Origin of the sequence: Planktothrix agardhii (assembly GCF_904830935.1) — a bacterium.
GTDB lineage: Bacteria > Cyanobacteriota > Cyanobacteriia > Cyanobacteriales > Microcoleaceae > Planktothrix > Planktothrix agardhii.
This window is the reverse complement of the sequence record NZ_LR882952.1, coordinates 3885952-3898409: the sequence shown is the minus strand read 5'-3', so window position 1 is coordinate 3898409 and position 12458 is coordinate 3885952. Positions and strand designations below refer to the sequence as shown.

8 protein-coding genes are annotated in these 12458 nt (G+C 39.6%); 3 read left to right on the top strand and 5 right to left on the bottom strand.

What is annotated here, in order from left to right; all coding sequences use genetic code 11:
- Positions 1-299: 299 nt before the first annotated feature.
- Entirely contained in the window at positions 300-1115 is an 816-nt protein-coding gene (cysE, locus tag NMG88_RS18095) for a serine O-acetyltransferase (protein WP_042153631.1), read from the top strand.
- Positions 1116-1317: 202 nt separating this feature from the next.
- On the opposite strand, the gene NMG88_RS18090 is transcribed toward cysE, so the two are convergent.
- The 3 genes from NMG88_RS18090 to zds all read right to left on the bottom strand — a co-directional run bounded on the left by NMG88_RS18090 (position 1318) and on the right by zds (position 3857).
- Positions 1318-1755, bottom strand: a complete 438-nt coding sequence (locus NMG88_RS18090) for a DUF4079 domain-containing protein (RefSeq protein ID WP_042153634.1) — start codon at positions 1753-1755, stop codon at positions 1318-1320.
- A gap of 60 nt (positions 1756-1815) precedes the next feature.
- Positions 1816-2262, bottom strand: a complete 447-nt coding sequence (locus NMG88_RS18085) for an SRPBCC family protein (RefSeq protein ID WP_026796253.1) — start codon at positions 2260-2262, stop codon at positions 1816-1818.
- Between the two features lie 125 nt (positions 2263-2387).
- Complete coding sequence (gene zds, locus NMG88_RS18080) at positions 2388-3857, bottom strand: 9,9'-di-cis-zeta-carotene desaturase (protein ID WP_227350450.1); 1470 nt, start codon at positions 3855-3857, stop codon at positions 2388-2390.
- Between the two features lie 150 nt (positions 3858-4007).
- On the opposite strand from zds, the gene NMG88_RS18075 reads away from it, so the two are divergent.
- Entirely contained in the window at positions 4008-5204 is a 1197-nt protein-coding gene (locus NMG88_RS18075) for a M20 family metallopeptidase (RefSeq protein WP_227365832.1), read from the top strand.
- 190 nt (positions 5205-5394) lie between these two features.
- Here the strand turns inward: NMG88_RS18075 and NMG88_RS18070 are convergent, their stop codons facing one another.
- A complete protein-coding gene (locus tag NMG88_RS18070; protein ID WP_027255280.1) occupies positions 5395-6867 on the bottom strand; it encodes a DASH family cryptochrome in 1473 nt (490 codons plus the stop codon).
- Positions 6868-7290: 423 nt separating this feature from the next.
- Here NMG88_RS18070 and NMG88_RS18065 point away from each other — a divergent pair, with 423 nt between their 5' ends.
- Positions 7291-9726, top strand: a complete 2436-nt coding sequence (locus NMG88_RS18065) for an exonuclease domain-containing protein (RefSeq protein ID WP_042153644.1) — start codon at positions 7291-7293, stop codon at positions 9724-9726.
- A gap of 246 nt (positions 9727-9972) precedes the next feature.
- On the opposite strand, the gene glmS is transcribed toward NMG88_RS18065, so the two are convergent.
- The gene (gene glmS / locus NMG88_RS18060) at positions 9973-11889 is read right to left on the bottom strand and encodes a glutamine--fructose-6-phosphate transaminase (isomerizing) (protein ID WP_042153646.1); all 1917 of its coding nucleotides are present in this window, start codon (positions 11887-11889) and stop codon (positions 9973-9975) included.
- Between the last annotated feature and the right edge of the window lie 569 nt (positions 11890-12458).

Below are 12458 nucleotides of genomic sequence, written 5' to 3'. Positions count from 1 at the left end.
TTTAATCTTCCAAGCACCAAGAGAGTAGGACTAATAGTACGACTAAACTGATCGAATTGGGTAAGTGTAGTCCTGTGATCACATCAATGATAGAGAAAATTCCTTCCTCCATGACCAGAACTGCCAAAAACATAATTAAAAAAGTGAATATTAACAGCATATTAATTAGGAAAACTTATCTTGCAAGGGTCAATTCGGAAATCCGAACCTGAAAAGAATACATTGTACATCCGATCAAAATACCGTCATCCCCTAAAATGGGAGTAGTAGTCTGTATAACAATAACGGGTTATTAATCAATGCTCAAGACCCTTCAACATGACTTCAGCATTATCTTTGAACGTGATCCTGCTGCTCGCAACTGGTTAGAAGTTATCTTCTGCTATCCCGGTCTTCAGGCTTTATTATGCCACCGCCTAGCACACGGGTTATATGGTTTTGGGCTTCCCTTTATCCCCCGTCTAATTTCCCATCTGGCTCGGTTTCTGACGGGAATCGAAATTCATCCTGGGGCTGTGATTGGTAAGGGCGTATTCATCGATCATGGTATGGGAGTTGTGATTGGTGAGACGGCTATTTTAGGGGATTTTTGCCTGATTTATCAAGGCGTCACCCTGGGAGGCACAGGGAAAGAAAGCGGTAAACGCCATCCTACTCTGGGGGAAAATGTGGTGGTCGGCGCCGGAGCTAAAGTTTTAGGTAATATTCAATTGGGGGAGAATGTTCGGATTGGGGCCGGATCGGTGGTTCTGCGGGATGTTCCAGCTAATTGTACCGTGGTCGGGATTCCGGGTAGGATTGTCTATCGCTCTGGGGTGCGGATTGATCCCCTCGAACATGGCAGTCTTCCTGACTCGGAGGCGCAGGTGATTAGGATGTTAGTGGATCGGATTGAACTATTGGAACAACAAGTACAGTCCCTACAACAGCAATCCTCTGTGGCTCAAAATCAACTCGAAGCGGCTCTGAAATTAGAATACTGTCCCAACCCCGATAGGTTATCGGTTCAGGAACAAACCACCCATTATGGTCAGGAATACTCGGTTTCGACGGCTACCCATTGTCGGATAAAAGATAGAACTATTCAACAATTTTTAGATGGTGCTGGGATTTAATTCTTGTTGTAGTGCGGTTTTAACTTGCTCAAATTCAGTTTGAATTTGGGCATATATTTTCTCGGCTTCAGATTGAGATAAGGATAGGATTCAAACTCAAAGACTGTTGGCTAATTTCCTGTAGTCTTTGAATTTCTGAGGGGTCAAGATAACGTCATAAATTTTAATCTATTGATCACCAGATTTTGTATGAATAATTACATCAAGGTAAATATTTCTGAACAATTACCCACCCGGATAAAGAAACCGCAGTAAAAGCAAAAAATAAACCCATATTTATGCCAAGATGAAGGGGGCGCGCCCAGGTATTTTTAGGATTAATTTGGGTAGCACTCCAAGCCGATCCTAATACTAAACTTACCACAATTAATCCGGCACCTAGATGAATTGAATGCCCTAAACTCCCGTAATATCCAAGAGTCCCCACTAAGCCAACGGTTAGTAAAATTAGGACTAAACTCACCATTACCCCACCTATAAGGTAATGAAAAGTTCTGAGTCCGTTAAGTCGAGGTTGTTGATTTTTTCGGGAATATAGCATCCATCCTCCTGTCATCGCTAACAATACATAAGCGAAGATAGAAAATCCCATCGACCAAGCCGCAATTTTCCATAACCACAAAAATGAGGGTAAATTCATAACACGGATTTTAACGGATTAAAGGGATTTGACGGATAAAGATTTTAACGGATGTTAATTTCAAGAATTACCATAATATTCTATGGCATAATCCTTAAACCGTTCTAAATCTTTTTGTAGGGTTGACTCCACTACTCCACCCAAAAATAAATTATCCATCAGTTGTCCTAAAATCCCAGGAATGGCATAAGAAACAGTTAATTTAACAATACTACTCCCATGACGATCATAAAACCTAATTGCTCCCCGATTCGGTAAACCATCTACTGATTCCCATTGAATAATTTGATTAGGAATTTGTTTTAAAATCCTTGATAACCAACTAAATTCCAAATTACCTGTGGCTAATTTCCAACGGGATAAATCAGGATTATCTTCTAAAATTTTAACTGAATCAATCCATTTCATCCAACGGGGCATTTGTTCCAAATCCGACCACAAAATCCAAGAGATATCAATGGGAACCGGAACTTCAACTTGCACACTATGTTCTAACCAATCAGCCATAATATTTACAAATTTATAAAGATTTTACCTAATTGAATTTGTAGTATTGCTATACAATGTGAATCCTAAATAATAATTAGCCAAAATCATAAATTTCAGGCTAATTATTAAGATAAAATCCTCAATTATCCAGCAACAACAGGGGAAGGTTTAAGATCGGAAAAGCTAGTTTCTAATATAGCCTTAGCCGCCTGTCGTCCTGAAATAGTTGCCCCTTCCATACTATCAATATAATCCTGTTGTGTGTAACTTCCGGCTAAAAAGAAATTAGCAACAGGAGTTTTTTGGGCCGGACGATAGGCGTCCATTCCAGGGGATTCTCGATATAAAGATTGAGCTAATTTAACCACACTATACCAGGTCATATTCAATTCCCTGGAACTAGGAAATAAATTATGAACTTGTTTTAAAACGTGCTGGGCAATTTCCTGATTATTTTGTTTAATAAAAGGATCTCCAGGGGTTAAAACTAACTGTAATAAAGATCCTTGTCCCTCTCGATAATAGTCCGCCGGACTGGATAAAGCTAAGTCAGAAAAACAGGAAAAATCCGCATCGGCTGTATATAATAAATTATCAATTCCGGCGGCTTCTTTAAGTTGTTGACGTTTTTGGGGATCATTTAATTCCGTCACCCAACCATCAAACCGCAGTTGTACCGTTGCCACGGGAACCGCTTCTAACTTATAAATATTGTCAAACTCCGACCATTTTCGCCAAGCGGTGGGAATCATTTTTTGTACCCCCGGAATATCCCCGGCAAAAACATAGGCATCGGCAATAATTGTTTCTTCAGTTTCTCCTTTGGCGACTACCATTCCCGTCACATAAGTTTTACCTTCTATTTCTGAAAACTGTATTTCTCGAACTCGACGCCGGGTATGAATTTTCACACCTCTTTGTTCCAAATAATTCACAATAGGTTTATGCAAATATTCCGCCGGAGATCCTGTCAACATTCGCAACATAGATGCCTCTGTTTTGGTGGCAAAAAATAGGAAAATCGTTAACATACACCGAGCGGAAATATTCTCAGTATCAATAAATCCCAAGGCATAGGCAATCGGGTTCCACATCCGTTTTAGACTACCTTCAGAACCGCCATGACTGCGAAACCAGTCCGCAAAACTAACTCTATCTAACTCGCGGATAGTCCTCATCGCTCCTTTAAAGTCTACCAACCCTTGAACAATCGGGCTAGTCCCCAAAGCGATCGCATTTTGTAATTTATCAATCACCGAGAGTTGGGATGTGGTGAAAAACGCCTTCAACCCGTTAAAAGGCGCCCCGGTAATGAAGCGAAAGTCTAAACTGCCAGTTTTCCCCCCGGTATTGATAAAAATGTGGGTATGGTCTTTTAACCCAAGGTTGTCAATCGCCCCCACCTTTCTCATCAGTTCAAATAAGTTATAGTAGCAGCCAAAAAAGACGTGCAACCCCATTTCAATATGGTTGCCTTCCGGGTCTATCCAACTGCTAACTTTACCCCCGACAAAGGGACGGGATTCAAAAATCTCTACTTCGTGTCCGGCATCCACTAGGTCAATTGCCGTAGCCATGCCCGCTAAACCTGCTCCTGCGATCGCAACCCGCATTTGTTAGACTGCCCTTTACCTTAAGCGTTTGTTTACAGATTGTAACAAAAAGCGGGAATATTAAAAAGAGGGAGGTTGGGAGGGATCAATTCCTGGCAACTTCACACAGAATTAATATGAGTCTAGTTATCAATAACTTCAATAGATTATATGCTGGAAAAAATTAAAGATATTGCCACAACCTTAGCCCCTAGGTTAATTGAGATTCGTCGCCATATTCATGCCCATCCAGAACTCAGTGGTCAAGAATATCAAACCTCAGCTTATGTCGCCGGGGTTTTATCCTCCTGTGGGATTAAGGTACAAGAAGGTGTGGGGACAACGGGAGTCGTGGGAGAATTCAAGGGAAATACTACCAACCCCCGTTGGTTTGCTATTCGCACTGATATGGACGCTCTACCCATGACCGAATTAACTGGGTTAGAGTATGCCTCTCGACAGATTGGAGTGATGCACGCTTGCGGACATGACTTGCACACCACGTTAGGGTTAGGAACAGCGATGGTTTTGTCTCATTTAGGTCAGAATTTTCCGGGCAAAGTGAGGTTTTTGTTTCAACCGGCGGAAGAAATTGCTAAAGGGGCAACCTGGATGGTACATGATAACGTCATGGAGGACGTGGCAGCGATTTTGGGGGTTCATGTCTTCCCCAGTATTCCCGCCGGATGTGTGGGACTGCGACAGGGGGCGTTAACGGCGGCGGCGGATGATTTGGAATTAACGATTATCGGAGAGTCGGGTCACGGGGCGCGACCCCATGAAGCTAAGGATGGGATTTGGATCGCGGCCCAGGTAATTACCATGTTACAACAGGCGATTAGTCGCACTCAAAACCCTTTAAGACCTGTGGTTTTATCCATTGGTCAAATTGTAGGCGGACGGGCACCTAATATTATTGCGGATCAGGTTAAACTATTAGGAACGGTGCGATCGCTTCATCCTGAAACCTACGCATCTTTACCGGGTTGGATAGAACAAATTGTTGCTAATATTTGCCAAATGTACGGGGCAAATTATGAGTTAAATTATCGTCGAGGTGTTCCCTCGGTGCAGAATGATCCGATGTTAACTCAAATTGTCGAAGAAAGTGTTAGAGAAGCATTTGGGTCTGGTGCGGTTTTGAATTTACCCGAACCCTCTTTAGGTGCAGAGGATTTTTCTGTCTATTTAGATTATGCACCCGGCATGATGTTTCGCTTAGGTGTCGGACACAAAAATAAACATAATTATCCCTTACATCATCCTAAGTTTGAAATTGATGAATCGGCAATTATTACGGGGGTGGTAACTTTAGCCTATTCTGCCTATAAATTTTGTCAAAAACAATTAGCAACGGAGAAGAATTAATCAATCGCAAAAATATCCGTTACCCAGTTATAGCAACCGCCAAGGCAGTTAGGACACCAGACGGATCTTGGAACCCAGACGGTGAAGTGATTTCCCCCGGTGTTCCCTCCCCCCCTAGCCCTGCGTGCACGGGGGGTTGGGGGGGCTGTTCCCTGATCCGGCGTTCCCTGTTCCCTGCTATAAAATTCAGCTAACCTAAGTTTTTTCTAACCGCAGTTTCATAAATCAATTGATTCACTTTAACCGATTGTTCTAAATCAACCATGGGTTGAGGATAGTCAACGCCTAAAATTACCCTAAAGCGTTTTTGTTCAACGGGCAATAATTTCCAAGGTTGATGAACTTTTGATGGGGGTAAATCCTTTAATTCCGGCAGCCAATGTTTAATATAATCCCCATTGGGGTCATAATCTTGGGATTGTTTGAGAATATTAAAATAGCGAAATCCTCTGGCATCATTTCCCACTCCAGCGTTATAATTCCAGTTACCCCAATTGCTACACACATCATAATCAATTAACAAAGATTCAAACCATTCTGCCCCTCTTTGCCAATTAATTCCTAAATTTTTGGTGAGGAAACTGGCTACATTTTGCCGCCCTCGGTTTGACATAAATCCTGTTGTTAATAATTCCCGCATATTCGCATCTACTAAGGGAAAACCTGTGATTCCCCGTTGCCATTGTTCAAACTGTTTTGGATTGTATTTCCAAGGAATAGAAATTCCTTGTAGACCCTGGGGATAAAATATTTTATTCCCATGTTTTAAAGCAATAAATTTAAAATAATCTCGCCATAATAATTCAAAAATTAACCAGTAAGTTGAATCGTTTTTTACCCGTTCTTTTTCGTAGGTTTGAACTGTATTATAAATTAGTCGGGGGGACAAACAACCTAATGCTAACCATGGGGAAAACTTAGAAGAATAATTTTCTCCTAACATTCCATTGCGGGTTTCTTTATAATTTTTGAGACAATCCTGTTCCCAAATATAATTTTTTAAACGATCTAATCCTGCGGTTTCTCCACCTTGAAATTTCATCACTGACCGAGAATCAAAAACAGGTGTTCCTAAACCTAAATCTTGAATATTGGGTAAGTTTCCTGTTTCTATTTCAGGTAAATGGGGTAATTGTTTAGGAGAAGTAAAAAGACTATTTATAATTGATTGAGATTCAACTTGCTTTCTAAATTGAGTAAAAATTTCTGGAAGTTGAGGAATAGAAAAGGGTAAATCTGTTATAGAATAAAGTGTTGCACCCCAATAGGATTTGACCACAACTCCTAAAGCAGCTAAGGCAGTTTTTAAATTTTGTTCTATGGTTAATTCCTCGGAAGTGGCTTCTTGATAATAATAGACTGCATCAATATTGAGGATTTTAACTAATTCAGGAATAATTATTTCTGGCTTCCCTAGACGAAGGATTAAATCACTTCCCAACTTTCTGAAAGATTGACGTAAATCCGCAACGCTTTCCAATAAAAATTGAGTGCGAAATGCTCCCGTTTTGGGGAATCCATAGGAGGTTTGAGTAAACTGTCGAGGGTCAAAACAATACACAGGAATAATCTGTGCTTGAGTGTTTAATGCTGAGGATAAGGGTTGATGGTCATGTAGTCGTAAATCGTTTCGATACCAGATTAAAATTCGTTTTGGGGTCACAATGATTAGCCGTCTAAAGGGTTAAGTTCGTTTTAGTAGTCCGTCTGTTAGTCTAACTCACGGATTTACAAAACGTTACACTTAATCCATTTTAGCCGAATTCTCCAGGGGTTTGACAACTAACCAGCGTCCCGTTTTCGGGTCGCGGTAACTATTGTAGGGGTTAGAGCGCAATGGTTTGGGATAAACTTTCATAATCACCCTCCAAATCCTTAACGGTTGAAAAAATAGAGATCAACTCAATAATTTAATTATTCCGTATTTTCCCGGTTAAATCAGGGACGCTCATCTCTAAAATTCTGTGATGATAACGTTCAATTTGAGTGACAATGAACATAGAAGCAAGTGAGAGCAGTTTAGGGGATCTTGTGATCTCGATCATTTAATTCTACGTTTACAGATTATTTATTCTCATTAATTGCTATGAAAACTAAAAAAAACTTTATTGTTATTGATACGGAAGGACAACCGATTTTAAGAGAATTAGCGATTGTTAATGATCAAGGAGAATTAATTTATGAAGCCTTTGTGGAAAATCATCCCCAAAGTCCTAAAATTGCCCATCTGACTAAACCGTTAAAAGTAATTTTACAAGAATTTCTGGAAATTGCTCAATCTCAAATTATTATTTGTCATTATGCTCAAAATGATATTGAAATCTTGAGAAATTCATTTAAAGCGGTGGGAATTTCTGCCCCTCAATTAGATTTTCAGTGTAGTTTTGAACTAGCTCAACGCTATTTACCGCAATTAAATAGTCATTCTTTAGAGACTTTAAGTAAACATCTAAGACTTAAATTAGAGGGTCAATTTTTTATCAAAGATTCTGCCCATAGAGCTAAATATGATGCGTCATTTACCTATCAACTTTATAAACATATTGTGAATGAATTTCTTAAAAAAGAATTAAAAACCCAACCCAACCCTTTTGGAAACAGTCGTGTTGATACTCCCTTTCAGGATCACCCGGATTTTAGAGGGATTTTTGCGGAAGAATGCGATCGCTTAAAAGCTATTTTAGGGGATATTAAATTAGACTTCAATCATCAAACCAAAGGAGCAATTGTGATTGGGGAACCCGGATCAGGAAAAACCCATCTAATGATGCGATTAGCCAAGGATTTATTAACTAAAAATAGATTATTATTTATCCGCCAACCCAATAATCCTGATACGGTTTTATTCCATACCTATAGTCGTATTTTAGAATCCTTAATCCAAATTGTTCCGAATAGTATTCATACTCAAATTGAGTATTTATTGGCTAATAGTTTTTCGGAAATTATTAAATCTACTGATAACTATTTTACCTCAAAAACCCAAAAAGACGAAAAGATATTACAACTGATTCAAGGGGGAAATTTAAAGCTATTTACCGACTTATCCCAAGCAGAAACCAAAACAAAACGGGAATTTTGGCAACATATTGAAAAACGGGCTTTGGAGTGGTGGAATAATAACTTTTCCGCCGCGGGTTACGCCCCTAAATTTTTACAAGGAATTGTGAAATTTTGTGGCTATACCGACTTTAACCGTCGTCAAATTATTACCCAATGGTTAGCAATGAATAATCTCCCTCAAGAAGAATTAGACCGGGTGGGTTTACCCTCCTGGGAAGATGAATTGAGCCGGGAGGAAGCATCTTTAGAAGCATTGAAGGTCTTGGGGTGTTTATCCCTCTTAGATGAACCTTTAATCATTGTTTTTGATCAGTTGGAGGGATTAGGATTAAAACACAATGAACGATTATTACACTGTTTTGGAACCGCGATTAAAGAGATTTTTACCCATGTTCCGAATAGTTTAATTATTTTAAACCTATTTCCTGATCGCTGGCAACAATTTAAACAGGTTTTTGATGGGTCAATTATTGATCGGGTATCCCAGTCCCAAGTGTTTCTTAATCGTCCTTCCAATCAAGAGTTAAAACAGTTATTGAATTTAAAATTACAAGGGTTAGATGTCACCCTAGATGATTTATTTGAAGTGGATGAAATTACTGCAATTTTAAATCATATTTCTATTCGGACAGTCTTAAATGTGGCGGCGGATTATTACCGCTATAAAGTCGATGGAATCCCTCTCCCAAAACATCAACTAATTCCAGTGTTACAAACCGATGAAAGTGATGTAGAAAGACGGTTAAAAAAGTTGGAAATTGAACTGGAACAAATGAAACAGGGAATGACTCAAATTGCGAAAATTTTTGGTGAGAAAAATCAGCAAAATTTAGAAATATTTAATGGGGAATTATTTGGATTTGTCCCCTCCTTTGATTCTGCGGCTAAACGTCAACTCAAAAATTATTTAAAGGCGCAACGAATTTGTTTAGAAGCTAATTTATCCAAGCCTAAAATTTTAACCGATAGTGATGATTTAGGTAAATTAATCACAATTTTAGAATCCTTAATGTTAGTGATTTCTCCCTTGAGTTTTGATATTTTACGTTTAGGAAAACGAGTCATTCCTGAACATTTAATTATTCAAACTCAAACCCATAGTTTTGTGGTGGGATTTTTACATTTAGGTGGGGCACCCTTTTTCCATCGGATGAAAAACTGGAATGAATTATTGGTTTTGAAACCCAATTTTAAATTTATTCTATGTCGAGATCAGAGCGATTATCCGATTAGTGGTGAGAAAAGTCTATTTGAGCTAGAAAAACTTCAACATTCTAAAAATGGAAAACTAATGCTTTGGAATCCAGACCATAGGGTTTTATTTGAGTTGTTTTATCAAATGATCCTAGATATTCAAAATTATGATTTAGAGATCAAGTTTGAGGAGGCTATGGAGTTTATTTTATCAGAATATCAGGATTATTGGCTATTTCAAAATATTACCAGAGATTTGAGTTAAAAACTATATCGCGGTACGGAACAGGGAATAGCCCCCCTAGCCCCCCGTGCACGGGGGGCTAGGGGGGGAGGGAATAGGGAATAGGGAATAGGACTTACGCACCAAAACTGGTTTCTGAACGAGAAATCACCGATTTCATCCGCAAAGTCAGGGCTAGAAACCCGGTTTCTTTGTTCTTGTCCGTAAGTCCTGTCTCCGTCAATCCGTTGATTTCGTTTTTATATCCCCAGATGATTCACTACACCCTTATTCAACCGTTACCGACTTGGCTAAATTCCGAGGTTGATCAACATCTAAACCCCGTCGTGCTGCAATATAATAAGCTAATAATTGCAGGGGAATTACGGTTAGAATCGGGGATAAAATTTCATCAACGATTGGAACAGCTAGAACATCATCAAAGGTTTCCTTAGCTTCGAGTTCTTCTATCGGTATCACCCCAATTAAACGGGCATCTCGCGCCTTAGCTTCTTGAGCATTAGAAATTACTTTTTCATACACATTTCCCGGCATGGCGATCGCCACTACGGGCACTTTTTCATCTAACAAAGCAATCGGGCCATGTTTCATTTCTCCCGCCGGATATCCCTCCGCATGAATGTAACTAATTTCTTTTAATTTTAATGCCCCTTCTAAAGCAATTGGAAAATTAATTCCGCGTCCTAAAAAGATAAAATCTTGGGTTTCATTAAAATCAGAGGCTAACTCCTCAATATATTTTTCTTGACTCTGTAATAACTGTTCCATTTGAGCCGGAAGTTGTCGTAAATCCTTGATAATTTCGAGTAACCGAGATTCGGGCAAACTTTGACGATGCCAAGCAATATCTAAAGCCAATAAATAAAAGGCAACTAATTGAGCGACAAAGGTTTTGGTTGCAGCCACCCCAATTTCAATTCCGGCTCTGGTATCAATAATATGGGGAACTAATTGGGCTAAAGAACTTTCAGGACGGTTGGTAATTCCTAATAGTTTAGGCGCGTATTTTGCCGGGGAATTTATCCGCCGTTGCTGTTCCATTGCCAAGGAAGCTAAGGTATCGGCCGTTTCTCCCGACTGTGTAACTCCAATTGTTAAAGTATGGGGTCGCAGGGGGATCGGTGCGTAACGAGCCTCAGACGCATACTGTACCACCGTAGGAATATTTGCGATTTGTTCTAACAAATATTTCCCGACTAAACTGGCGTGCCAACTGGTTCCACAGGCTAGAATTTCAATTTGTTCTAAATCTTGATACCAGCTTGAAGGAACACTTAAATGAATTGGTGAAGGTCGTTTTTTGGCTTTAGATTTTTCAGTGGTTTTTTCCGGTTCTAGTTCCAATTCTGGATCTAAATAGGCTTGCAAACAATCCCGAACAACTCCCGGTTGTTCATGGATTTCCTTTAACATAAAATGTTTAAAGGCGTGCTTCTCAACTAAAGTCGGACTCAAATTAAGAATCCGAGGAACTTTATGTAAACGTTCTCCCGCAAAACTATAAACCTCTACACCCAAATGGGTTAAACGAGCCATTTCCCCATTTTCTAAACTTAAAATTGCTTGGGTATAGGGAACTAAAGCCGGGGTGTCGGAAGCACAGAAAAATTCTCCTTGACCTAAACCAATTGATAAAGGAGCTTGTTGACGAGCCACAATTAATTCATTGGGAGAATCTGCACATAAAACCGCGATCGCAAATGCTCCTTCTAAACGATTAACAGTTTTACGGACAGCCTCTAAAAAAGATATTTTTTCAGAAGTTGGAGTTGCTAAAAAATCAGCAATCAAATGGGGAATTACTTCCGTATCCGTATCGGATTTAAACTCATAACCTTTGGCTTTTAATTCTTCTCGTAATTCCCGATAATTTTCCACAATCCCATTTTGAACAACGGCTACCCCTTCTTTCGGATCGAGGTGCGGATGGGCATTCCGTTCTTCCGGTTTGCCATGGGTTGCCCAGCGTGTATGACCAATCCCAATACTAGAGGGCATCTCAACATGGGCTAATTTTTCCCTGAGGTTATGGAGCTTTCCCTTAGCTCTCATAGAATGAATATTCCCTTCCCAAATTGTCGCTAAACCCGCCGAATCATAACCCCGATATTCTAGTTTTTCTAACCCGGACATGAGAATTTCACTGGCAACTCGAGTCCCAATATAACCAACAATTCCACACATGAATTAAAAACTCCTGTTTTAATAGCTTTTGTCTCGAATACGAATCCGAGTTTATCTTATCTTAACCACTGGCATAATGTTTGGCGATTAATTCTCCAACCAAAGGTAATAACTCCAAAGGAATTGGGAGGGTTTAGGGAGATAATTACTAATAATTAAAGACCCCCTACGGTTGAATTGTTAATCATTGTCAAATGCGATCGCATTTTTACTATTAACCTGTATTCAAACAATAAAAACGATCGCGCTAAAGTCTTAAAATTTGGACTGGAACTCCTAATACCTTGGCACTCGCAGCTAAACCTTCATCTGCTGTTATTAAAGAAATTTCATAAGAAAATGCGATCGCTAAATGCAAAGCATCCAAAGTTCGTAAAGGAATATAGCAATCCTAAATAGGTTGTAACATTTCAATACTGATATGAAACGGCCAGAAGTATTACCCCAGATCCCTCCCCCCCTAGCCCCCCGTGCACGGGGGGCTAGGGGGGGCTATTCCGGTGTTCCCTTTTGATCAGGGATTTTAAACACAACTCAAATAGGATTGCTATATCAAATCTACTGATCCA